The 23,119-nt window shown below is 40.6% G+C and carries 23 protein-coding genes; 13 read left to right on the forward strand and 10 right to left on the reverse strand.

Features of this window, described 5'->3' with window-relative positions; all coding sequences use genetic code 11:
- Window positions 1-33: 33 nt before the first annotated feature.
- On the forward strand, window positions 34-543 hold the full coding sequence (locus tag C502_RS0114145; RefSeq protein WP_018679479.1) for a hypothetical protein: 510 nt from the start codon (window positions 34-36) through the stop codon (window positions 541-543).
- 50 nt (window positions 544-593) lie between these two features.
- Here the strand turns inward: C502_RS0114145 and C502_RS0114150 are convergent, their stop codons facing one another.
- A complete protein-coding gene (locus tag C502_RS0114150; RefSeq protein ID WP_018679480.1) occupies window positions 594-1,607 on the reverse strand; it encodes a magnesium and cobalt transport protein CorA in 1,014 nt (337 codons plus the stop codon).
- A 172-nt stretch (window positions 1,608-1,779) separates the two neighbouring features.
- Here C502_RS0114150 and C502_RS0114155 point away from each other — a divergent pair, with 172 nt between their 5' ends.
- Window positions 1,780-2,364 carry an LOG family protein gene (locus C502_RS0114155; protein WP_018679481.1) on the forward strand — a complete coding sequence of 195 codons (585 nt, stop codon included), beginning with the start codon at window positions 1,780-1,782 and terminating at the stop codon, window positions 2,362-2,364.
- 9 nt (window positions 2,365-2,373) lie between these two features.
- A complete protein-coding gene (locus tag C502_RS0114160) occupies window positions 2,374-2,769 on the forward strand; it encodes an NUDIX hydrolase (RefSeq protein ID WP_018679482.1) in 396 nt (131 codons plus the stop codon).
- Here C502_RS0114160 and C502_RS0114165 read toward each other — a convergent pair.
- Complete coding sequence (locus C502_RS0114165) at window positions 2,720-3,406, reverse strand: ComF family protein (RefSeq protein ID WP_018679483.1); 687 nt, start codon at window positions 3,404-3,406, stop codon at window positions 2,720-2,722. The genes C502_RS0114160 and C502_RS0114165 overlap by 50 nt on opposite strands.
- Entirely contained in the window at window positions 3,399-5,444 is a 2,046-nt protein-coding gene (recG, locus tag C502_RS0114170; protein ID WP_018679484.1) for an ATP-dependent DNA helicase RecG, read from the reverse strand. The genes C502_RS0114165 and recG overlap by 8 nt, the downstream gene beginning before the upstream one ends.
- Window positions 5,445-5,462: 18 nt before the next feature.
- On the opposite strand from recG, the gene C502_RS0114175 reads away from it, so the two are divergent.
- On the forward strand, window positions 5,463-6,281 hold the full coding sequence (locus C502_RS0114175; RefSeq protein ID WP_018679485.1) for an NAD-dependent epimerase/dehydratase family protein: 819 nt from the start codon (window positions 5,463-5,465) through the stop codon (window positions 6,279-6,281).
- 125 nt (window positions 6,282-6,406) lie between these two features.
- Window positions 6,407-7,387: a putative solute-binding protein gene (locus C502_RS0114180; RefSeq protein ID WP_018679486.1), complete on the forward strand. Its 981-nt coding sequence runs from the start codon at window positions 6,407-6,409 to the stop codon at window positions 7,385-7,387.
- Between the two features lie 61 nt (window positions 7,388-7,448).
- On the opposite strand, the gene plsB is transcribed toward C502_RS0114180, so the two are convergent.
- Window positions 7,449-10,004 (reverse strand): glycerol-3-phosphate 1-O-acyltransferase PlsB, encoded by a 2,556-nt coding sequence (plsB, locus tag C502_RS0114185; protein WP_018679487.1) that lies wholly within the window; start codon window positions 10,002-10,004, stop codon window positions 7,449-7,451.
- Between the two features lie 343 nt (window positions 10,005-10,347).
- On the opposite strand from plsB, the gene C502_RS0114190 reads away from it, so the two are divergent.
- Window positions 10,348-11,220, forward strand: coding sequence for an acyl-CoA thioesterase (locus tag C502_RS0114190; RefSeq protein WP_018679488.1), 873 nt, complete (start codon window positions 10,348-10,350; stop codon window positions 11,218-11,220).
- Between the two features lie 126 nt (window positions 11,221-11,346).
- Window positions 11,347-12,588, forward strand: coding sequence for a dicarboxylate/amino acid:cation symporter (locus C502_RS0114195; protein WP_018679489.1), 1,242 nt, complete (start codon window positions 11,347-11,349; stop codon window positions 12,586-12,588).
- A gap of 54 nt (window positions 12,589-12,642) precedes the next feature.
- On the opposite strand, the gene C502_RS0114200 is transcribed toward C502_RS0114195, so the two are convergent.
- From C502_RS0114200 to C502_RS0114225, 6 genes are all read right to left on the reverse strand, one after another.
- Window positions 12,643-13,587: a metal-dependent hydrolase gene (locus C502_RS0114200; RefSeq protein ID WP_018679490.1), complete on the reverse strand. Its 945-nt coding sequence runs from the start codon at window positions 13,585-13,587 to the stop codon at window positions 12,643-12,645.
- A 129-nt stretch (window positions 13,588-13,716) separates the two neighbouring features.
- The gene (gene yihA, locus C502_RS0114205) at window positions 13,717-14,493 is read right to left on the reverse strand and encodes a ribosome biogenesis GTP-binding protein YihA/YsxC (protein ID WP_018679491.1); all 777 of its coding nucleotides are present in this window, start codon (window positions 14,491-14,493) and stop codon (window positions 13,717-13,719) included.
- 73 nt (window positions 14,494-14,566) lie between these two features.
- The gene (locus tag C502_RS0114210) at window positions 14,567-15,019 is read right to left on the reverse strand and encodes an RrF2 family transcriptional regulator (RefSeq protein WP_018679492.1); all 453 of its coding nucleotides are present in this window, start codon (window positions 15,017-15,019) and stop codon (window positions 14,567-14,569) included.
- Window positions 15,020-15,098: 79 nt separating this feature from the next.
- Window positions 15,099-16,310, reverse strand: a complete 1,212-nt coding sequence (gene hmpA, locus C502_RS0114215; RefSeq protein ID WP_018679493.1) for an NO-inducible flavohemoprotein — start codon at window positions 16,308-16,310, stop codon at window positions 15,099-15,101.
- A 143-nt stretch (window positions 16,311-16,453) separates the two neighbouring features.
- A complete protein-coding gene (locus C502_RS0114220; protein WP_018679494.1) occupies window positions 16,454-18,001 on the reverse strand; it encodes a helicase HerA-like domain-containing protein in 1,548 nt (515 codons plus the stop codon).
- A 19-nt stretch (window positions 18,002-18,020) separates the two neighbouring features.
- Entirely contained in the window at window positions 18,021-19,214 is a 1,194-nt protein-coding gene (locus C502_RS0114225; RefSeq protein WP_018679495.1) for a PLP-dependent transferase, read from the reverse strand.
- A gap of 167 nt (window positions 19,215-19,381) precedes the next feature.
- Here C502_RS0114225 and C502_RS0114230 point away from each other — a divergent pair, with 167 nt between their 5' ends.
- The 6 genes from C502_RS0114230 to rplB all read left to right on the forward strand — a co-directional run bounded on the left by C502_RS0114230 (window position 19,382) and on the right by rplB (window position 23,111).
- The gene (locus tag C502_RS0114230; protein ID WP_018679496.1) at window positions 19,382-20,110 is read left to right on the forward strand and encodes a type 1 glutamine amidotransferase; all 729 of its coding nucleotides are present in this window, start codon (window positions 19,382-19,384) and stop codon (window positions 20,108-20,110) included.
- A gap of 226 nt (window positions 20,111-20,336) precedes the next feature.
- Entirely contained in the window at window positions 20,337-20,648 is a 312-nt protein-coding gene (gene rpsJ / locus C502_RS0114235; protein ID WP_000070912.1) for a 30S ribosomal protein S10, read from the forward strand.
- Between the two features lie 57 nt (window positions 20,649-20,705).
- The gene (rplC, locus tag C502_RS0114240; RefSeq protein WP_023274790.1) at window positions 20,706-21,344 is read left to right on the forward strand and encodes a 50S ribosomal protein L3; all 639 of its coding nucleotides are present in this window, start codon (window positions 20,706-20,708) and stop codon (window positions 21,342-21,344) included.
- An 11-nt stretch (window positions 21,345-21,355) separates the two neighbouring features.
- Window positions 21,356-21,958, forward strand: coding sequence for a 50S ribosomal protein L4 (gene rplD, locus C502_RS0114245; RefSeq protein ID WP_004660347.1), 603 nt, complete (start codon window positions 21,356-21,358; stop codon window positions 21,956-21,958).
- Window positions 21,955-22,275 carry a 50S ribosomal protein L23 gene (gene rplW / locus C502_RS0114250; protein WP_018679498.1) on the forward strand — a complete coding sequence of 107 codons (321 nt, stop codon included), beginning with the start codon at window positions 21,955-21,957 and terminating at the stop codon, window positions 22,273-22,275. The genes rplD and rplW overlap by 4 nt, the downstream gene beginning before the upstream one ends.
- Window positions 22,276-22,286: 11 nt before the next feature.
- A complete protein-coding gene (gene rplB, locus C502_RS0114255) occupies window positions 22,287-23,111 on the forward strand; it encodes a 50S ribosomal protein L2 (RefSeq protein WP_018679499.1) in 825 nt (274 codons plus the stop codon).
- Window positions 23,112-23,119 lie beyond the last annotated feature (8 nt).

Raw genomic sequence — 23,119 nt, forward strand, 5'->3', positions numbered from 1 at the left:
GCATATCGCTGATATACAAAAATAAGATCGGCAGTGGTCAATACAATAATAAGTAATGACTTATTTTGTGATGATTGTAATCTTTATTATTTTGAAAAAGAGGATGGGACAAAAAGACATCAAGCCGTAAGCACATTACGTGATGATGTAAATTTACATATTATTTTTTCAATACCTACAGATACACATCATATTTATATTACGGTTTCTGATGGTGATACTCATTTAATCAGGCAGTTATTTGCAACACTTGAAGATATTGAAGGACATGAGCAAATAGGTATGGGGTGTGTCCAGTTGTTTGATGACACACGCCTTATCGAAAATGATGTAAGAGGAATAATCTTATTGCCGATTACTACATCGAATATTTTAAATTTTTTACCGAATCAACTCGAAATTAATAAAGTAAATTATAATTTTCTTTTGGTTGTCTTTTTAAGTTCGAATGAATATTTAGGATGGAAAACAAAAGGGCATGATGCCTTAATCGATTATTTTATTGAGAATGAAAAAGATCTTGTCTCATTTAATTTGTCATAAACTGATTAGAATATTGTGACCTTAGTCGCAATATTCTAGATACAAGAACATTAAATCCATTTCTTCCAGCGGAAGTACACCATTGGCAATATTAAGAATGCCATTAAAATACCTGTCACCACTAAAAAACTTAAACTACCATGTGCAAAAGGTAATTCATCCGTATTCATCCCATAAATACTGGCGATGAGCATTGGTGGCGCAAGCATACTGGGTAAAATTGAGAATCGACGAATCGTATCGTTCTGTTCGGTGTTAATGAAGCCCGATGTGGTATCGAGTAAGAAACGCACTTTTTGGAATAAGAAGGCATCATGCTCGACCAGTGAGCGTACATCTTCACTTAATTCTCGAATATCAGCATCGTAAATGTGACTGCCCAAAGCACGTGGGCGAGAGAGGAAGGTTAATACTCGGCGCAAGTCAATCAAGCAAAGTTGTGCTTTTCCGAGCATATCTTCCTGTTGAGCTAGGCGGGTAATCATGTCATCCAAATCTAAGACTTTCTCTCGGTGATGATTATTGAGAACTTCTGTGGAGTATCTTTCCAAGTCCTTGTGGATATCTTCCAAGATATCCGCAAGCTCATCCAGTTTAGCTTCTAATAATCCTAGTAAGATCCAAGTTGGGTCTTTATAGTCCATGTCATAGTCATTGCGACGTGCGCGTGCGCGGAAAGCACGGAAAGCAACGAGCTTTTCACCACGCATCGTAAATAAACGATCTTTATGTAAAATAAAGGCAACCGTTTGTACCATTGCGAGCATATGCAATGATTCATCTGCATCGCCATCGACCTGATAGTTTTTATTCTTTGTTAAAAAATATGTACTGATATGCAAAATACCATCATCATCACGGTAAAATCGTGCAGATGAGGAAATGTCTTCAAGTGACTTTAATGTGGGCAGGTTTTGATCATAAGCATCTAATACCCATTGTTGTTCTTCTTGAGATGGCGCAATCAGATCAATCCAAACCAGTTCGGGATGGAGATCAAAACTCCCATTGATTGTTGCATCTTCTAGACTACCGCGCTCTGTGGCATAAAAGGCTTCAAGCATGTCTTTTTTCCTCGCGCAGCCAATGTAAGATTTTCAGCATTGTGCCGAAAACCAGCGTGTATTTTAGACAAGGATGAAACGAAAAACACTTGCCTAAACGTTAATTTCTAAAAAATCTTGTTACATAGCCTACTTTATCAGCATGACAGTTATATAAAATGGTTTTAATTGTATGAATTCTATATGTGTTTTTTGCGGTTCTTCTCTTGGTAATGATCCTATTTATCAACAAATTGCGCAAGCGACAGGGCAGGCAATTGCGCAGCAAGGTCAAACCCTTGTTTATGGCGGTGGCCGCTCTGGTTTAATGGGTGTGGTTGCCGATAGCGCACTACAAGCAGGTGGGCAGGTCATTGGCATCATTCCACAAGCTTTAGTTGATCGAGAATTAGCGCATACGGGTTTAACTGAACTGTATGTAGTCAATGATATGCATGAACGGAAAACCAAAATGGCAGAGTTAGCCGATGCTTTTGTCGCATTGCCTGGCGGAGCGGGCACGATGGAAGAAATTTTTGAACAATGGACATGGAATCAGTTGGGTATTCATCGAAAACCATGTGCATTTTTAAATATTGATGGTTTCTATGATGGATTGATTCAAACCATCCAAGATTCGGTGGATCGTGGTTTTAGTCAGGCTCGTTTTGTGGAAAATTTGATTGTCGCAGATAATATTCATGATATTTTAACCGCATTTTTAGCATATCAACCTGCGACACCCAAATGGATGTCTGTGACAGATATTCAGGGCTGAGGAGAATAGGTGAAAACTATAACGGTTGCTGCGGCGATTATACTGAATGAACAAAACCAATTGCTCTTGGTGCGTAAACAGAACACCCACGCCTTTATGCAAGTGGGTGGTAAACTAGAAAGCAATGAGCCTCCTGAAGTTGCGATACAACGTGAGATTTTAGAGGAAATCGGTTGTGAATCTGAGATCAAACAGTTTGTCGGGCGCTTTGAAACAGCTGCGGCAAATGAGCCTGATCATCTGTTGATAAGTTATGTTTATGAGGTGGAATTGAAACAAGCACCGCATATTGCAGCTGAAATTGCGGAGATGAAATGGATTGATTTGCATGATCAATCGACTTTACTTGCACCGCTCACTCAATACGTGGTGATTCCATGGTGTCAGCAAAATTTAGTGTACTAGCTTGATGATTTACTGCGGCTGCTAAACAGATACTATAAATTTTTTGGCAGCCAAGTTGTTGTAACACGTGTGATAAAGCAGTGATTGAACTCCCTGTAGTCACAACATCATCGATGATTAAGACTTTTCGATAACGAAGATGATTGGGGGGTGTCGCCACAAATTGCTGCTCAATATTTTCGAGTCTTTCGATGCGTGACAAACCTTTTTGCGAATGTTGTGCCAAGCGTTGCACGGGTTGCCAGATGGGTAGATTTAAGCTTTTACTCAGTGCTTGAGCCAGTAACAATGTTTGATTGAAACCTCGTTCTACCAAGCGATCTGTTGAAATTGGCATTGGAACGATTGCATGAACTTTAGGAAGTTTTACTTGTTGTAATAGTCCTTCCAATAGTCGTTGATGATGAAATTTCTGCTCATATTTAAACTGTTGAATGATGCGATCAATTGGATATTGATAATGGCAGGCAACAAAAATCTGTTGTTGATTACGTTCGATGGATTGTTTTAACCACGGTAATTGTTGCCAACAACTTTGGCATACTCCGTATTGTTTCTTAATCCCAATATCACACAGACTACATGGCGTTAGATAATCAAAAAGCTGTTGTGTTGATCTGCCAATGAATTTAAACATAAGCATATCTTGGGGCTTCGGGTAGCCAGCGTTTTAATAGCCCATCAGCATGTTGTGGGTAATCTCTTAAAATTTGTTCAGCGACATAATGTGCTTGTGTGAGTAAATGATCATCACGTTCTAAACGTGCCACACGAAAGCCCATATCTCCAGTTTGTTTAGTTCCTAAGAGTTCACCGGGACCACGGATTTCCAAATCTTTTTCAGCAATCACAAAACCATCATTACTTTCACGTAAAATTGAAAGGCGTTCCTGACCATTTTGAGACAAAGGTACTTTGTAGAGTAGAGCGCAAAAACTAGCGGTAGCACCACGCCCAACCCGACCACGCAATTGGTGTAATTGGGAAAGCCCCAAACGTTCTGCATTCTCAATAATCATAATAGATGCATTCGGGACATCGACTCCAACCTCAATCACGGTAGTGGCAATTAACAGTTGTAATTGATTGTCTTTAAATGCTTGCATGACGGATTGTTTTTCATCGGCCTTCATTTTGCCATGTACTAGACCAATATTGATATCTGGAAAGCGTTCTTTAATTTCTTGGTAGGTCGCTTCAGCCGCTTGTGCATCCAAGGTTTCAGACTGTTCAACTAAGGTGCAGACCCAATAGGCTTGTTTACCTTCACGACAATTGCTGGCAATCCGTTGCAGGACTTGTTCACGACGATCTAAAGGAATGGTGACTGTTTGAATAGGCGTACGTCCAGGCGGTAATTCGTCAATAATCGAGGTATCTAAATCACCATAGGCACTCATCGCGAGGGTGCGGGGAATCGGGGTTGCTGTCATGACCAATTGATGTGGGGTGAATTGATTAGCGCCTTTATTTCTTAGAGCAAGACGTTGATCTACCCCGAAACGATGTTGTTCATCAATAATGACTAAACCAAGTTTGGAGAATCCCACAGTATCTTGGAATAAGGCATGTGTTCCTACAATGAGTTGCGCATGTCCTTCTTTAATTTGTTGTTCGGCTAGAGTGCGCGCTTTGCCCTTTTGTTTGCCTGAAAGCCATGCTACTTGGATGCCTAACGGCTCAAACCAACGTTTAAAATTTAAATAATGTTGTTCGGCTAAAATCTCAGTTGGTGCCATCAGTGCAACTTGCCAATCCGCTTCTAGTGCATGACAGGCAGCAACTGCTGCGACTAAGGTTTTACCTGCTCCTACATCACCTTGGACTAAACGGAGCATCGGTTGATCTTGCTTGAGATCTTGCAAGATTTCCTTAGAAACTCGTTTTTGTGCATTGGTCATTTGAAAAGGAAGACCGTCTAATAATGCCTTAGCCAAGACTTTACTACTATCAAAACGAGGTGCAGCAATTTGGCGAATATAGGCGCGGCGTGTTAACAGACTAATTTGATGAGCAACCAGTTCTTCAAAAATTAATCGTTGTTGGGCAGGATGTGAACCTTGATTGAGTTGTTGCATGTTGGCATCAACAGGGGGTTCGTGAATATATTCTAATGCTTGTTTAAGTTCATAGCCATTGCTGTATTTAGTCGGTAATAACTCAGCCAAGTCATCGCTATGGTGCTGTAAGGCTTGGCGTACATATTCACGTAGCTTGGGTTGAGTCAGTCCTTCCGTGCTTGGATAAATTGCCGTGAGTTGGGTTTTTGGTAACGGCGTATGTTGTTGGATGACTTGTATTTCTGGATGATACAGTTCTAAGCCACGTGCACCGACGCGAACCTCACCAAAAATTCGGAGCTGTTGCCCCATTTTGATCCGATCAGTTAAACCTTTGTAAATATGATAAAAACGTAAAGTGACCTTGCCAAAATCATCTTGTAATAAAGCGGCAAGAGATTTCTTTTTACCGGGGGGGAAATCCACTGATCGGACTTCGCCTTCAAGCAGATAACTTCGTCCAACAACCAGCTGATTCATTGGAATAATAGTGCTACGATCTTCATAGTCACGCGGAAGATGAAACAGCAAATCATCCGTGCTAAAAATATGAAGCTTTTCTAATAGGGTTGCTGCGGCAGCACCAACGCCTTGTAATTTCTGGATTGAAGTCATCTCTGGTCAAGGGTATGTATGCATATTTTATTTATTGGTTATGGTAAAACATCTCAGCGTGTTGCTAAATACTTATTTGAGCAAGCTCACTACATTAGCACAATTAGCCGTAGTCAAAAAACAGATTGTTACGCAACACATTATCTTCAAGATATTCAGCAGCTCGATCTAGCACAACTTCGTCCAGTTGATGTGGTCTATGTGATTCTTGCACCGTCACAAAGTGGCATAGCGGCATATCAGCAAACCTATGTTGATAGTATTGAGCCTATTGTTGAAGCGTTAAAAGGGCATCCTGTTCAACGTATTATTATTGTTTCTTCCACCCGTGTGTATGGTGAAAATGCAGGGGAGCGAATTGATGATGAGTCAGTGATTCAGCCAATCGATGAGCAAGGGCATTTACTTCGGAAGATGGAGTTATTGTGGCAAGCTTATTATCCGCAACAGAGCATTATTGTGCGTCCAACAGGCATTTATGGGACATCAATTGCCCGATTAAAAAAACTTGCTGAGCAGACCCTTAGCTATCCAACCGTACATTTTAGTAATCGAATCCATATTGATGATTTGGCAAAATTTTTAGCATTGTTGGCGACCTTAGACCAAGTGCAATCGAGCTATATCGTGACCAACAACACCCCTTTAGCCATGCATAAAATTTTACGTTGGTTTCAGCAATTCTTGAGTTTACCTGAAGTGGAGCTTGCATCTGAGCAAGTGACAGGTAAGCGAATTTATGCAACTCGATTAGTGGAAACTGGGTTTAAATTTGACCATTTGATTTGCTTTAATGACTATGCCGCACTGTTATCGGCACATAGTAATGGAAAATAATTAGATTAAACTGCAAGACAGTTTGAAAGCTTGGTATGGATTTTGATGTTAAAATACCAACAGATTCCGTAAAGGAACTGCCTGAGTTGTACACATGGTTTGTGGTGAGGCATTAAGGGGGGAATATGAAAAAAATAATTTGTATGCTCATACTGGGATTCGTAACTACAACCAGTTGGGCAGGTGCGCAAACATGGTGTGTATTTGACCCACTTGGTACTCAGGGCGATATTAGTCGTCGTTTACAAGATATTCGTCTCTATGCACTTCAACATAAAACTCAGTTGAAGTTTGATACTTTTAAGGATGAAAAAGATGCGATTCAGGCATTTGATCAACATAAATGTTCAGGTTTAGTGGCATCTAATTTTCATACCTATCGTTACAACCATTTTATGGGGAGTACCAGTGGAATTGGTTTGATTTCAAACAATCGTGTTGCACGTATGTTATTGCAGTTATTAACCAATCCAAATGTCGAAAAACGTATGCTAGATCAAAATTATGAAGTGCTAGGCATGATTCCAATTGGCACGGCATATATGATCATGAATACTCAGCAGATCAGTAAAGTTTCACAATTAAAGAATAAGACCATTGGTATTCTAGAAAATAATCCGCCTCAATTGGCATTGGTGCAAAGTGTATCGGCAAAACCTGTTTATGTGGATTTTGCGACGGCAGTTGATTCTTTTAAACAAAAGAAGATCGATATCTTGGCTGCACCAGCGTATGGCGTATTACCTTATAACTTGAAAAAAGAGTTTGGTGAATCGACCCAAGTGGTGAACTTTCCTGTGGCATATTTTGCAATCAATATTGTGATTCGACCTCAAGCTTATCCCAATGGTTTTGGACATCAGATACGAACTTGGTTTGTGAAAAATAGTAATGTTTTAGCAGCACAAGCAATGCAATGGGAAAATCATTTACCTGCCTATTATTGGGCAGATATCTCAGGATACGAAAAACAAGGTTATGAAGCTCTAGTGGCGAAGATTCGCAATCGTTATGTCGATTCAGGTTATTATGATGCGTATTTTGTCGAGCTAATCAAACGACTCAGATGTTTAGATGACCCCAAATCTTTAGAGTGTCGTCGATAAGTTGTGTTAGCTAAAGCGATTCACGCTTTAACTAACACAGAAGAAATGAACGTTGATAGCGTTAAGCTTTCTTGCGTTTTAAACGGCGTTTTGCTTGTTGTGATGCCATTGCTTCTAAAGCGGTTGCAAGTTCTTCATCACTAAACGTTGTGATGTGTTGCAACATTTGCAATGTCGTTTCATCCAGTACCAGTTGAGCGCCTGCAGCCATTTCACTGAAATTATCATCATACTCAATGAAACCTTGTTCATTATTACGAATATAATTTTGCTGTGTAAGGACTTTAATAAAGCTTTGGAATAAAGACTTATCAAAGAACTCAGGTGAATTAAACTCATATAGGACAGATAAACGTTGACCTAATAAATGACTGAGTTCTTCAACTTGCTTGGTTGAAATATTGCCAGAACCACGTTGCGTAATCAGCGCAAGCGTCATGTAATAACGCTCTAAGCTTTGTTTAACCGGCATGCCTAATGTTAAAAGCTTCTGATGTTCTTCACTGTTTGGTGTTGGGCTAAATAAGTTACCATCATGATCTTGGAAAATGAGACCAATTTGAACGAGCGCATCGATATATGTATCAATGTGCTGTTGTAATTCAGCCGCTTGCCATTTCATAAACAGTTCAGCTTTTAAGAAAGGATATAAAGTCCGAATCACATTGCTTAAATCTGTTTTATTAATTTTACCGTTATGCTCAACCAATGATGCAACCAATGATGGTAATACAAAGGCATGTAAGATGTTGTTGCGGAAGTAAGTTAGCAAGACGGCTTGATTGTCTTCAATCGCAATAATATCGCCTAAAACATGTTGCACGCGTTTAATCAGCTTGAGTTTTAAACCGTAGGCAATGATTTCTTTACCTGATAATGATGTTACTTCAGTACGCTCATCATAAGGTTGTTGTGTCGCCAAATCACGGTAGATATCAAGCTGTTTAATACAGATTTCTTCGTCTAGTGTGTGTTTTGGTGTTGCCAATAAAATCAAAGACAGTAAAGAAACAGGATTGATCACTGCTGCTCGGTTAATATTTTCTAAAATCAGATTGGCTGAGCTAGAAACAACATGAGACACCTCAGCAGGAATCGGTGCATCATTTTTTTCAATCTGAATTTTATCTGCATTATGCTGCTTTAAAATATCATCGAGGAAAACAGGTTCACCAAAGTTGACGTGTACTTTGCCGAAGATTCTCTCAATTTTACGTAAGGTTTTGACGATACCAAAAATTGATTCGGCTTCTTTTGGCTTACCTTGCATTTCACCCACGTACGTTGAGCCTTCCATCAAGCGCTCATAACCAATATACGTTGGTAAGAAGACGATCGGTTTCGCACGTCCACGTAAATGACCGTGCACGGTCATGGCGAGCATACCTGTTTTCGGTGGAAGTAAGCGTCCAGTACGTGAACGCCCCCCTTCAATGAAGTATTCGATTGGGGTGTTACGTGACAGAATGCTATATAAATATTCCTTAAATACAGAGGTATATAGTGCATTTCCACGGAATGAGCGGCGAATAAAGAACGCACCACCACCACGTAGTAACTGACCCACAAACGGTAAGTTTAGGTTATCACCCGCAGCGATATATGGAATCATTAAGCCACGTTTATAGATTACATATGACAAGAGTAAATAGTCGATATGGCTACGGTGACAAGGTGTGTAAATAATTTCGTAGTCTTTTGCGAGTTCACGCACAGTACTGAAGTTGTGTACTTCAACGCCGTCATAGAGTTGTGTCCATAAACGGGTTAAAGCCATATCTGCAAAACGAACGGCAGAAGCTGAATAATCAGAAACGATTTCATTGACATAGCCAATTGCACGACGTTCTGCTTCGAGCATGCTGATCTTATGTTGAATACTTTCACGGCGAATGGCATCTTGTACATCGCGTGCCTTCACCACGGATTGCATCACATTACGGCGGTCAGACAAGTCAGGGCCTAGTACTACTTCACGTTGCTGATCGAGGTAAGTGTCTAACGAACTTGCAATATAAGTTGCAGGCGAAATATTTGGGTGATGCTTCTTGGCATAATCTACCAATTCTCGCAAAGATTGAGGCTCATGAAACTCTAAATATGAATCGCGCCCATGTAAGCCAATATTCATGAGTTGCTTCACTGTCCCTGGTGTTGCCCAAGTATCAGAAAATAATAATTTAAACCAAGAATCTTCTTTGTCTGGCGAACGTCCCCACAGGACAGTGACAGGTACCAGTTGAACTTCTACTTCAGCAGTTTGTTCTAATGCTTCGATGAGCTGTAGAAGGCGTGGTGGGTAGGTTTGTGTGTTAAAAAGGTTATTTTCATTTTGATGTAAAAATAGAACTGAGTTTTTTTCTTGATAATTACCAAAACTCATTGCATCTAAAGCTGGTTTTAGGTGCAGACGGCGAGTCTCTCCATCGACGACTAAGGCATTACTACGTGAATAATTTTGTAAAACATAGCAAATTACGGTATTTGAATCTGTTGTGTTTTGCTCAGTTACGGTGGACTCTGTAGGAACTTCACCAAGAACATGTGGGGTGACCACGAGGTCAAGTAACTTACTCGAAAGTTGGCGATACATTTGACCAAATCCAGTCTTGGACATTACAAACTCCTAAATGATAACCCTGAGCATGAGGTGTTGTTATAGTGCCATAAGAAAGCGCAGCTTAAAGTGCAGCGCAAGGCGAAGCTCGATGAACACAAACGTCAACATGACATTTTGCGATATTCTGCCATGAAACGATATGTTATTTTCTGACAAAATATAGCGTATTTGGTAGATTTTATCGTTAAAAATCGTATTTTTAGCGGTTATAAGTAGATATTAATGTGACGGATGAATCATTTTATCCTGAGCATATTTATTGGAATTTGTGGCACAATCAAAATGATCGATCCTTAAAGGATGGATTGATCTCTCCTCATTGATGTTGGAAGGCAATTACATGAATGCGTTAACTCAAGAACTGGTTGAACTTTTGACTTTGGAAAAGTTGGAAGAGCATATTTTCCGAGGCAAGAGCCGTAATTTGGTCGGCAAACGAGTATTTGGTGGACAAGTTCTTGGACAAGCATTAAGAGCCGCCTCTTATACAACAGATCGTCCAGCACATTCTTTGCACGCTTATTTCTTATATGGCGGTGATGTTGATGCCCCGATTATTTATGAGGTTGATCCACTCAGAGATGGTAAAAGTTTCGCTAGTCGACAAGTGCGTGCGATTCAACACGGACGAACAATTTTTTCTGCGATGGTGTCTTTTGCCAACCCAGAAGAGGGTTTGAATTATCAGCACAAAGAGCCAGAGTATCCTGCGCCAGAAGAGCTGAAATCTGAGAAAGAATTAAAAGAAAGTATGCTCAACTTCGTACCAGAAAACGCACGTACGAGCTTTATGCGTGAGCGCCATGTGGAAATCAGACCGACGCGACCTGTCAATCCATTTCAGCCTCAACCTGAAGCACCATATTATGCGCATTACATTCGCACCCATGATCGTATTCCACAGAATTTGGATGAGATTTCATTACATCAAGCCATTGTTGCGTTCTATTCAGACTTTACTTTGATGACAACGGCATTACGCCCACATGGCTTGTCGTGGATTTCACCAAACTTGCAATGCGCAAGTATTGACCATACCATCTATTTTCACCGTCCATTACGTGCTGATGATTGGATGCTCTATGATATGGAAGCGACCATTAGTGCCAGTTCACGCGGTCTCAACTTTGGACGTATGTGGCAGAATGGTCAATTGGTCTGTAGTACGGTTCAAGAAGGTTTGATTCGGCTCAGAGAAATTGAAACCCAATAAATAAAAGTAAATATGAGAGCCATCATTTTGATGGCTTTTTTGTCATTAGGTTATGACAAAAAATTGCTCGATTCTTCAATATGAGCATGCCATAGTACTGACAAGCTAAACATTTTATTAATCAGAATGAATTTAAATACACAAATACTCATTGCAGCCATACTTGGCGTCATATGTGGTTTTCTGTTAACCCTTTATCCCCATGCCAGTTTTACTGAGCATAGTTTATATGGGCTTAGTATTTTAAGTAGTATTTTTATTGGTTTACTCAAAATGCTGCTCATCCCGCTGATTTTTAGTTCAATTGTGGTAGGGGTTTCAAATTTACAGGCAGGTGGACAATTTGGACGAGTCTGGAAAATTACAGCACTGAGTTGTTTAACGACAACAACCTTAGCCCTGATTTTAGGGATTAGTTGTGCGCATCTGTTTGATGTAGGTAAAGGGGTTGATATTCAAATCTTCCAAGATGCCATGCACAACCATCAGACGCCTGATACGCTCACACCATCTAGTTTCCTCACCAGTTTCATCCAAAATACCTTAATCAATCCTTTTAAAGCATTTAGTGAAGGCAATGTGCTTGCTGTTGTGGTCTTTGCGTTATTCCTTGGAGTCGCATTAGTCAAAGGTGGTGAAAGCTTTAGTTTGGTTCGCAATACCTGCCAACAATTCTTTGTCATGATGATGATGCTTGTGGGTTGGGTGATGAAGCTAGCTCCAATCGGTATTTTTGCATTACTCGCTAAGTTGATCGCGACCGAAGATCTTTCGGTCTTGAGTCGATTGCTTGAATTTGCAGTCGTTGTGACAGGAACAACGATTTTTCATGGTGCAGTTGTTTTGCCTGCGTTACTTTGGATTTTTGGTAAAATGAATCCAATCACTTTCTTTAAAGGCGCACGCACAGCTTTAGTCACCGCATTTGCGACCAGTTCAAGTTCAGCGACGATGCCACTCAGTATGAAGTGTGCACAGGAAAACTTAGGTGTGCGACCACAAACGGCAGGCTTCGTCATCCCTTTGGGCACACAATTGAATATGGATGGTACTGCGCTTTATGAGGCAGCCGCCGCTTTATTTATTGCAAATTTGATGGGTTTAGATTTGAGTTTAACGCAGCAAATCATTGTGTGTTTAACGGCCATGATTGCTTCGTTAGGTGCACCAGGAATCCCAAGTGCAGGTATGGTGACCATGATTATGGTTCTGCAATCGGTTGGTTTGCCAGCAGAAGCAATTGCGATTTTGCTACCAATTGACCGTGTACTGGACACGGTACGTACTGTGGTCAATGTGCAAGGCGATATGATGATTAGTGTTGTGGTAGATCGTTATGCGAAACAAGCTGAAGTAGAAGTGGGTTGATTAGATTTGACATAAAAAAGCAGGAGATCACTCCTGCTTTTTTTCTCATTCAAATTATGCTGCCTGTTGCAATGCGCGTTTCGCTGCTGGAGAATTATTTAAATAATTTACAGCATCTTGGGTATTACCTTCTTTCACAGGGTCATACCATGGCATCAGGTAATCTAGTTGTTGTGCAACCAACCAAATCGGGCTTGGTAGAACTTGATTGTCTTGGCGACCAATTTTATACCATTCCATCCACACCCAAGGTCTGAATAAGCTCGGTTTCTTATCTGCAAAACGTGGATCTTGGCTCATGATGTGAGCTGCACCATCGACCCATAAACCGAGTACACCAATAATCACCGCAACACTGAGATAGTAACGAGCAAGATAGCCCCCACCCAAATGACGATATAGATCAAAGGCAACGGTACGGTGTTCAATTTCTTCAGAACCATGCCATTTGATTAAATCGATCATTTCAGGGTCAGCCCCTAATTCTTCCCAACGCTTGTTGTAAAGTGCGTATTTACCTAATACACAGGTCATGTGCTCAACGGTTGCAATGACGCCTAAGCGAAATAAATCCCATTGATGATCAAGTACTTTTGGAACTTCTTTACCAAAAGGTTTGTCGGCTAATGCTTTGGTGAATAAGAAGTCCATGATTTCAAGATTACGCTGAATATCAATATTGCGTTGGCTGAGATATTCTTTATTGGCAGATGTATGTGCAATTGCGTGCATTGCTTCTTGACGAATAAATGCTTGGACATCATGTTTTAATTTTTCATCAGTGACTTGAGGCAATACTTTATTGTACAAGCGACAAAACCAAAATTCACCTGCGGGTAAAATATTGTTAATTTCATTAATAAAATAACTGGCGTAAGGCTGGTTTGGAATCCAATCCACTGGTGTTTTTTCCCAGTCAAACTTCACTTTGCGTGGGAGAATTTTATAGTCAATTGAAGAACCAAGAACTTTGTTCTTCATAAATGATAGTAATTTCATCGTTTAGTCCTAATCGATAGTGCAATGAACCAACACTAAGCAGTATATGAAAACTACCTAGTGTTTGTGTTTAGCAATTCGGGACAATTAGAAATTATTTAATGCATCAAGTTGCATGAAATGCATTATTTATTCTTCGACGTCTATTTCTGAAGCTTCTGGGATCTGATCAAGGTCAAATTCTGCTGGTTGATCGAGTGTGAAATTTAAACGGCCACCCATGATGCTTGCCAATTCTTCTAAACCAATTCGATTGAGTGAAGAGAATAATTGAATCGAGAAATCAAGTTTCATTTTCTTCAACTGCTGCTTAATTTCTAATAGTACTTTATTGGCAGGGCCACGATTTAATTTATCTGCTTTGGTCAGCAGAATATGCACAAACAAATGACGTGAATGTGCCCATTCCAACATCATCAAGTCAAAATGTTGTAAGGGATGGCGGATGTCCATCAAGAGCACCAAGCCTTGTAGACTTTTACGGTGAATTAAATAATTTTCGAGTTCTTTTTGCCATACGATTTTCATGGCTTCAGGTACAGCCGCATAACCATAACCTGGTAAATCGACTAAACGTTGGTCAGGATTGCCTAAACTAAAAAAGTTGATCATCTGTGTACGACCAGGTCTTTTCGATGCACGTGCCAACTGTTTTTGGTTGGTTAATGCATTGATTGCACTTGATTTACCTGCATTAGAACGACCTGCGAATGCAATTTCATAGCCTGTATCTTCTACGCATAAATCCAGTTTAGGCGCACTCATGAGAAACTCAGCTTGGCGTAACCAAGTTAAAGACTGTACTGCATAGGCGGTTAATGCAGGGTCGGTCTTTTTTTCATAACTGATTTTTTCTTTGGGTGCGAGTCTGGCTTTGGTGTCTTTCGATTTTTCACTGCGACGCATAGAAGCTTACTTTTGAATTGAAATAGCAAGAGCCATTATAAAGGATGTGAGGCGTTCGTGCGAATTTTGATGTTTAGGCTTTTTGAACGAGTTGTAAAAAGTCAATATTGGAACGCGTAGAAGAGGGGAGAATCCCATGTTGTAGCACTTCTCCAAGTGTGTATTGGTCAAGGCTTTGATAAAAACATTCCAAGGCTTGGTCTAAGATGCCTTTAAGACCACAATGGGAGCGTAAAACACAGGGTGGGGTATTACATTCGACGATCTGATGGTTGCCTTGCAAGATACGAACAATTTCACCTAGTTTTAAACTTTTGGCTTCTGGATTTAAACGAAGTCCACCACCTTTACCACGAATCGTCACAATCCAGTGTTGTTTTCCCATGAAGTGAACGATTTTCACTAAATGGTTTTGGGATACATGCAAGTCTCGCGCAATATCTGCAATCGTATACGGTACATCACTTGGACGAGCGACATACATTAAAATTCTGAGCGCATAATCAGTAAACTTATTGAGTTGCATGGGATTTCACTCAATCTATTGCTGTAAATAGAAAGGGCTAGTCTAACATAGACTAGCCCTATGCAAAACGCAGTGCCGATTAGCTGAGTTTTACACCACCTGTACCGAATGCTTCACTGTGAATATTTTCAGCAGGGATACCACGAGCAACTAAAGCTTTATGTTGCTCTGCCATAAATGGCATTGGACCACATAAGTAGTAATCAGCATTTACAGGTAGTAAGCCTGCATCCATTGAGCCTAAATCTAAACGACCAGCGACCTCATAATCTTCACCGAGTACATCACCTTCATGTGGGAATTCATAAGCTGTAAATGTACTCAGACGTGGATACTTCGCTTTCAATTCATGAATATGTTTTTTCATGGCATGTACTTGGCTGTTACGACAAGCATGGATAAAGCTCACAGGTTGAGGCATGTCTAAAGTTACCAATTGATTGAGCATTGCAATCATTGGCGTTAAGCCCACACCACCACTAATGAATACATTACGTTTGCGGCTGTCAATCAGATAGAAATTACCTGTTGGCGCAGAGACTTCAATTTCTGAACCTTCAGCTAAGCCATGTAAAGTGCTAGACACCCAACCGCCTGCTAACTCACCTTTTTCATCTTCACGTTTGACTGAGATACGTAAGTAATCTGCTTGAGGACTCGTCGATAGGGTGTATTGACGTGGCTGTCTTAAATTGAGTTCAGGCACAAACACGCGAACCGAAATATATTGACCTGCTTCGTATTTTGGTAATTCACCGCCATCTACAGGAGCTAGATAGAATGAAGTGATCTCATCACTTTCAACAACTTTTTTGGCGATTTTAAAATTACGCCAACCCAACCAACTGCCTTTGGTTTGTTGATGTTGATCATAAATGGCTTTTTCAGTGCTAATAAATAGGTCTGCTAATTGACCATAAGCAGCCGCCCATGCCCCAATCAATGGATCTTCCATTGAGATATTCAGTACTTCACTGATTGAATGGAGCAGGTTCTCACCCACAATACCGTAATCAGGTGATTGAATATTTAAGCTGACATGTTTATGTGCAATTAACTCAACCACAGGTAAAAGTACAGAAGGGTCTTCGATGTTTTCTGCATACGCCAAAACTGCACCAGCAAGTGCTTGTGCTTGTGCGCCGCTACGTTGATGCCCCATGTTAAAGGTTTCTTTTAATTCTGGGTTGTTGCCTAACATACGATTGTAAAAGTAACCCGTGAGCGCTACACCATTTTCACGGAGTACAGGAACAGTTGCTTTTACGAGGTCAATTTGCTGCGGAGTCATGGGTGATCTCTCTTGGCTATCATTTATAAGATATATTTAAAATATACCTTATAAAATTTATTTGCAATATCTGTTTTGATTAAAACCATAAAAAAAATAGGGGATAAGTGATTATCCCCTGATTTTTAAAATAATAAAGATTTTTATTTACCAAATAATGAACCGAGTAAACCTCTGATAATTTTTTGTCCTGTACTGCCGCCTAAACTACGTGCTGCACTTTTGGCAAAAGTACCGACAATATCCTGAGTGAGTTTTTCACGATCACGTTGTGCTTTTTCCGCTGCTTTTTGTTGCTCTTTCGCAAAACGTTCCTGCTCTTTGGCTTGTTGCTTCGCTAAAGTATCCTGTTCTTTGCTTTGTTGTTTTTCCAGTTCTTCTATTTCTTTTTGCTGAGATTGTTGTAGCACTTTCTTTTGCAGCATTTCATAAGCACTATCACGATCCACCGCTTGATCATAAACACCTGCAACAATACTTTGCGAAATAATAATTTGTCGTTCTTCTGGCGTGATTGGAGTAAAAGAAGAATAGGGTGGCATTACCCAACCACGTTCTACAATTTGAGGTGTGCCTTGTTCGTCTAGGCAACTAATTAATGCTTCACCCACAGCAAGTTCGGTAATGGTTTGATCCACTTTAAATTCGGGATTAGCTCGAAAGGTATCCGCTGCCGTTTTCACGGCTTTTTGATCTTTGGGGGTAAATGCCCGTAAGGCATGTTGTACTCGGTTACCCAATTGCCCCAATACGCTTTCAGGGAGATCGAGTGGGTTTTGGGTAATAAAATAAATCCCCACACCTTTAGAGCGGATCAGGCGAACCACTTGCTCAATTTTTTGTTGTAAGGCAGGGCTGGCATTATTAAATAATAAATGTGCTTCATCGAAGAAGAACACCAATTTGGGTTTATCCATATCGCCGACTTCAGGAAGTTGTTCAAATAATTCAGACAACATCCAAAGTAAAAAAGTGGCATAGAGTTTAGGTGTATTCATGAGCTTGTCAGCGGCTAAGATATTGATATAGCCATGACCATTGGTATCGGTTTGAATAAAGTCGAGAATATTCAGACTTGGCTCACCAAAAAACTGCTCGCCGCCTTGATCCGCCAAAGCTAATAGATTACGTTGAATTGCCCCGATGCTTGCTGGGGAAAGATTGCCGTACTCTGCTTTTAATTCAGCCGCATTTTCACTGACATAGGTCAGCATTGCTTTAAGGTCTTTGAAATCAATTAATAAAAGCCCTTGATCATCTGCAACACGAAATACAGCCGAAAGCACACCTTCTTGTGTGTCATTCAGGTTTAGCATTTGCGCCAAAAGTAACGGACCAATTTCCGAAATCGTGGTACGGATTGGATGACCTTGTTGCCCAAATAAATCCCAAAAAATAACAGGGGAAGCAGCAAATGGAATGGGGGTCAGTTGCAGGTTTTTCAGGCGCTCATCAAATTTAGGATTGCTACTGCCTGCTTTAGCCAAACTGGAGACATCGCCTTTGGCATCTGCCAGAAATACGGGCACACCCAGACGTGAAAAGCTCTCAGCAAGTACTTTAAGTGTAACCGTTTTACCTGTACCTGTTGCACCTGCAATTAAACCATGTCGGTTTGCAAATTGAGAATGTAAAACAATATCTTGTGTTGTGTCCGTGGTTTTTTTGGCAATAATAATGGGTGTGCTCATTCTTCACCTATTCTTTATTTCATTCGAGTTGTTTTAGTGCATTTTGAATATCTTGGATTAAATCTTCTGGATGTTCTAGTCCTATGCAGAAGCGAACCAACAAACCTTGTTGTAAATGTGTATTTTTAAGTTCTCGCATTTGTTTTAAGTCATAGAGCATGACGAGGCTGACTGGGCCGCCCCAACTAAACCCAAGCTTAAATAAAGTCAGGCTGTCACAGAATTTACGAATTGCTGCGAGATCATACTCAGGCTTGAAAATGACACTGACTAAGCCCGCACTTTTACCTGTGCTACAAATTTCTGCCCAAAATTGATGACCTGCTACATCAGGATTGCTTGGATGCAGTACTTGGCTAAATTGAGGTTGTTGCTTTAACCAATCGAGTACGGTGATTGCACTTTTAGATTGTTGTTCATAACGGAGTGACATATGTGCCAAGCTGCGCTGAATTTGTGCAGTATCGTCGCCTGAAACAGAGATACCTTGAGTGGCATGCATGCGATACAGTTTATGATGTAACAGTTGGTCTCGTGTGACCACTGAACCCATTAAAATATCACCACCACCGCTTGGATATTTGGTCAGTGCGTGTACTGTTATATCAACACTCAGATGTTCATCTGAGAAATCAAAAGCATTAAAGGCAAGCCCTGCACCCCATGTATTATCCAGTGCTGTTAATACATTGGCTTGTTGGGCTTTTTTGACTAGATTTTTTAAGTCTGGAAATTCTAAAGTAACTGAACCTGCTGCTTCTAACCAAATAAGCTTAGTTTTCTCTGTTGGTTGAAAGCTTTCAGCATCAATCGGATTATAAATTCTAACGCGAATATCATATCGATCTTGCAGATTTTTTAAATGTTCAAGGTTGGGGCCATAAATATTATCAGCCACCCATACTTCATCGCCTGAACTTAAAAAAGCACTATTCACTAAATTAATTGCTGATAAACCACTTGGTGCAAGTAAGCAAAAATCTCCGCCTTCGATTTGGGCAATATTGTCAGCCAATGTGAAGGTTGTGGGTGTGCCATGTGTGCCATAACTATAGTCATAGGCATCTGTCCAATGGCGATCAAAAAGGTGCGTTGTGGTCTTAAAAATTATTGTGGATGCACGAAATAGGGGAGGTTGTATCGTTTCTATGTATTGAGGGGCTTGGCGTGGTGCATGAATGAGTGCAGTTTGTGGACAATTATGTTTAGTCATGGGGCAAAATTAAATCAATAGAATGATTTAGGTTAAGAGAAAATATGAAATCCTGCTAGTAATTTGCATATTTTGTACAGAATCGTTACAGATCAAAGCTTTCCTCTAAAACTGGCTTTATTTTTGCTAAGACTTATTATCATTCTAACGATAATAGGTTTACGCGAATGAAGTCGCATTTAAGAGTGCATTATTTTCAGCACATTGCTGGTGAAGGATTTGGAAGTTGTCATGGCTTTTTAAAATCACATAAAGCAAAAATTACTGCTACAGAATTTTTTGCTTTACCTGTTGATTTGTCACTTGAATTGGAAGCACTTCCACATGTTGATGAGGTTGATTTACTCATTATTATGGGAGGGACGATGAGTGTGAATGATGAAGCAAATTATCCATGGTTAAAATTAGAAAAAAGATGGTTGAGACGTTATTTGGCTGCGGGCAAACCTGCGATTGGTTTATGCCTAGGTGGACAGTTGATTGCCAATGCATTAGGAGCGACTGTCAGTCGAAATCAACATCAAGAATTGGGGTGGATGGATGTGGGTAGGGTTTCACATGTCCCTGAAAATTATTTTCAAATCCCTGATAAGCTTAATATTATGCAATGGCACAGTGAGACCTTTGAGATTCCTCGTGGCGGCGTCCGTTTAGCAGAAAATAAGGTCTGTCAAAACCAGATGTACCAAATTGGGCGCAATGTGCTTGGCTTTCAGTTTCACCCCGAGATGACCCCGCATGCTTTGCAATTGTTGATTGAAAATGAAGAAGATAGTGCTGTATTTAATGGGAAATATGTTCAACCTATGTCAGAGTTAAAAAAATCCATTAAAAGTAAATTTGAACAAGGCAATCAATTGTTGAATCGGGCAATAGAATATGTCGTCAATGCTTAGCTCCGCTAAAATCTAAAAAAATAAAAGAAGAATTGCATAAGACTTAAACAATCGTTATAATGGGCGACCCTCAAATGGAGGGCGTTCACTACGAAGAAAGTAGTCAACGCATTACAGTCGTGGCATCGATCATGACCTTAGTGATTTTCACTGCCCTTGACACTTACCAATAAGGTGAGGTGCGTCATGGGTGATTCTTTATATATTTGGCTTGGAGTTTACTGGTATGTCTAACCAGAGAATTCGTATCCGTTTGAAGTCTTTTGATCATCGTCTGATTGATCAATCTGCTCAAGAGATTGTAGAAACCGCTAAGCGTACTGGCGCACAAGTGTGTGGTCCAATTCCGATGCCTACTCGCATCGAACGCTTCAACGTTCTTACTTCACCACACGTCAACAAAGACGCTCGTGATCAGTACGAAATCCGCACTTACAAACGTTTGATCGATATCGTTCAACCTACAGATAAAACTGTTGATGCATTGATGAAATTAGATCTTGCTGCTGGTGTTGATGTTCAGATCGCTTTGGGTTAAGGCTTTCGGTTGATTAACGTTAAGTTAATTAGGCCGCTTTTTTAGAGGTTTATGCACATGGCTATTGGTTTAGTCGGTCGCAAATGTGGTATGACTCGCGTCTTTACAGATGCTGGTGTATCTGTACCTGTTACAGTTATCGAAGTCGATCCAAACCGCATTACGCAAATCAAAACACTTGAAACTGATGGTTATCAAGCAATTCAAGTAACTACTGGTGAACGTCGCGAATCGCGCGTAACTAACGCTCAGAAAGGTCACTATGCGAAAGCTGGTGTTGCTGCTGGTCGTTTAGTTAAAGAGTTCCGTGTTACTGAAGCTGAGCTTGAAGGCCGTGAAGTTGGTGCTTCTATCGGTGTTGATTTGTTCACAGTTGGTCAAATTGTTGACGTAACTGGTCAATCAAAAGGTAAAGGCTTCCAGGGTGGTGTTAAGCGTTGGAATTTCCGTACGCAAGATGCTACTCATGGTAACTCTGTATCTCACCGTGTATTAGGTTCTACAGGTCAAAACCAGACTCCTGGTCGCGTGTTCAAAGGCAAGAAAATGGCTGGTCACTTAGGTGATGAACGCGTAACAGTTCAAGGTCTTGAAATTGTATCTATTGACGCTGAACGTTCTGTTTTAGTTGTTAAAGGTGCTGTTCCTGGTGCAACGAATGGTGACGTTATTGTACGTCCTACCATCAAGGCCTGAGGGGAAATACTGTGAATTTAAAAACTGTTTCCGGCTCTGCTGTTGAATTGTCTGAAGTTGCTTTCGGACGTGAGTTTAACGAAGCGCTTGTACACCAAGTTGTTACAGCTTACTTAGCTGGTGGTCGTCAAGGTTCGAAAGCTCAGAAATCACGTGCAGACGTTTCTGGCGGTGGTAAAAAACCATTCCGTCAAAAAGGTACTGGTCGCGCTCGTGCGGGTTCTATTCGTAGCCCTATCTGGGTTGGTGGTGGTAAAACTTTTGCTGCTCGCCCACAAGATTGGTCTCAAAAAGTAAACCGTAAGATGTATCGCGGTGCAATGCAATGTATCTTAGCTGAACTTGTTCGCCAAGATCGTCTTGTATTAGTTGAAGAGTTTGCTGTTGCAGCTCCAAAAACTAAAGACTTGCTTGCAAAACTTACAGACTTGAATGCAACTCGTGCATTGATCATTACAGATGCTGTAGATGAGAACTTGTATCTCGCAGCTCGCAACCTTCCACACGTTGATGTGGTAGATGCAACTGCAATTGATCCAGTTAGCTTGATTGCATTTGATAAAGTTGTAATGTCTGTAGCTGCTGCTAAGAAAATTGAGGTAGAACTCGGATGAACAACGAACGTATCTATCAAGTCCTATTAGGACCAGTATTCTCAGAAAAAGCACAAGTTTTAGGTGATACTGCTGGTGTTCAAGTGTTCAAAGTTGCATTAAATGCAAACAAACTTGAAATCAAAAAAGCAGTTGAGCAGCTCTTTGGTGTTGAAGTTGTTAAAATTAATACAACAATCACTAAAGGTAAAACAAAACGCTTTGGTAAATCATTAGGACGTCGTTCTGATGTGAAAAAAGCATACGTCACCCTGAAAGCTGGCCAAGATGTAGAAATGGCTGACTTGGGCGATACCGCTGAAAATGCAGCGGAATAAGGACGAAAATTATGCCAATTCAAAAATGTAAGCCAACGTCTCCAGGACGTCGCTTTGTAGAGAAAGTGGTTCATGACCATCTTCACAAAGGCGCTCCATATGCTCCGTTGGTAGAAGCTAAAAAACGTACTGGTGGTCGTAATAATAACGGTCACATTACTACGCGTCACGTAGGTGGTGGTCATAAACAAAACTACCGTCTTGTTGACTTTAAACGTAATAAAGATGGTATTCCTGCGACTGTAGAGCGTATTGAATACGATCCTAACCGTACAGCACACATTGCTTTAGTTTTGTATGCTGATGGTGAGCGTCGTTATATTATTGCGCCTAAAGGTTTACGTGCTGGTGATAAAGTTCAATCTGGTAACGATGCTCCAATTCGTCCAGGTAACTGTTTACCACTTCGTAATATGCCAATCGGTTCTACCCTACATAACGTTGAACTTAAAATCGGTAAAGGTGCTCAAATCGCACGTTCTGCTGGTACTTCAGTTCAGTTGTTGGGTCGTGATGGTTCTTACGCTATCGTTCGTTTACGTTCTGGTGAAATGCGTAAAATCCATGTTGAATGTCGTGCTGTTATTGGTGAAGTTTCTAACCAAGAAAGCAACCTTCGTTCATTGGGTAAAGCTGGTGCAGCGCGCTGGCGTGGTATTCGTCCTACCGTTCGTGGTATGGCGATGAACCCAGTTGACCATCCACATGGTGGTGGTGAAGGACGTAGTAAAGGTATTCAACCTGTAAGTCCATGGGGTCAAAAAGCTAAAGGGTACAAGACACGTACCAATAAGCGTACGACTAAGATGATTATTCGCGACCGTCGCGTCAAGTAAAGGAATCT

It is taken from the genome of Acinetobacter tjernbergiae DSM 14971 = CIP 107465 (assembly GCF_000374425.1).
Lineage (GTDB): Bacteria > Pseudomonadota > Gammaproteobacteria > Pseudomonadales > Moraxellaceae > Acinetobacter > Acinetobacter tjernbergiae.

Excerpts from the sequence above, each read along its gene's own strand:
- yihA (WP_018679491.1), bottom strand. The coding sequence starts at position 14,493 with ATGCGTCGCAGTGAAAAATCGAAAGACACCAAAGCCAGACTCGCACCC.
- rpsJ (WP_000070912.1), top strand. The coding sequence starts at position 20,337 with ATGTCTAACCAGAGAATTCGTATCCGTTTGAAGTCTTTTGATCATCGT.
- C502_RS0114175 (WP_018679485.1), top strand. The coding sequence starts at position 5,463 with ATGCATATTTTATTTATTGGTTATGGTAAAACATCTCAGCGTGTTGCT.
- C502_RS0114165 (WP_018679483.1), bottom strand. The coding sequence starts at position 3,406 with ATGTTTAAATTCATTGGCAGATCAACACAACAGCTTTTTGATTATCTA.
- C502_RS0114180 (WP_018679486.1), top strand. The coding sequence starts at position 6,407 with ATGAAAAAAATAATTTGTATGCTCATACTGGGATTCGTAACTACAACC.
- C502_RS0114190 (WP_018679488.1), top strand. The coding sequence starts at position 10,348 with ATGAATGCGTTAACTCAAGAACTGGTTGAACTTTTGACTTTGGAAAAG.
- C502_RS0114220 (WP_018679494.1), bottom strand. The coding sequence starts at position 18,001 with ATGAGCACACCCATTATTATTGCCAAAAAAACCACGGACACAACACAA.
- C502_RS0114225 (WP_018679495.1), bottom strand. The coding sequence starts at position 19,214 with ATGACTAAACATAATTGTCCACAAACTGCACTCATTCATGCACCACGC.
- C502_RS0114200 (WP_018679490.1), bottom strand. The coding sequence starts at position 13,587 with ATGAAATTACTATCATTTATGAAGAACAAAGTTCTTGGTTCTTCAATT.
- rplB (WP_018679499.1), top strand. The coding sequence starts at position 22,287 with ATGCCAATTCAAAAATGTAAGCCAACGTCTCCAGGACGTCGCTTTGTA.
- C502_RS0114150 (WP_018679480.1), bottom strand. The coding sequence starts at position 1,607 with ATGCTTGAAGCCTTTTATGCCACAGAGCGCGGTAGTCTAGAAGATGCA.
- hmpA (WP_018679493.1), bottom strand. The coding sequence starts at position 16,310 with ATGACTCCGCAGCAAATTGACCTCGTAAAAGCAACTGTTCCTGTACTC.
- rplC (WP_023274790.1), top strand. The coding sequence starts at position 20,706 with ATGGCTATTGGTTTAGTCGGTCGCAAATGTGGTATGACTCGCGTCTTT.
- C502_RS0114155 (WP_018679481.1), top strand. The coding sequence starts at position 1,780 with ATGAATTCTATATGTGTTTTTTGCGGTTCTTCTCTTGGTAATGATCCT.
- recG (WP_018679484.1), bottom strand. The coding sequence starts at position 5,444 with ATGACTTCAATCCAGAAATTACAAGGCGTTGGTGCTGCCGCAGCAACC.
- C502_RS0114195 (WP_018679489.1), top strand. The coding sequence starts at position 11,347 with ATGAATTTAAATACACAAATACTCATTGCAGCCATACTTGGCGTCATA.
- C502_RS0114230 (WP_018679496.1), top strand. The coding sequence starts at position 19,382 with ATGAAGTCGCATTTAAGAGTGCATTATTTTCAGCACATTGCTGGTGAA.
- C502_RS0114210 (WP_018679492.1), bottom strand. The coding sequence starts at position 15,019 with ATGCAACTCAATAAGTTTACTGATTATGCGCTCAGAATTTTAATGTAT.
- plsB (WP_018679487.1), bottom strand. The coding sequence starts at position 10,004 with ATGTCCAAGACTGGATTTGGTCAAATGTATCGCCAACTTTCGAGTAAG.
- rplW (WP_018679498.1), top strand. The coding sequence starts at position 21,955 with ATGAACAACGAACGTATCTATCAAGTCCTATTAGGACCAGTATTCTCA.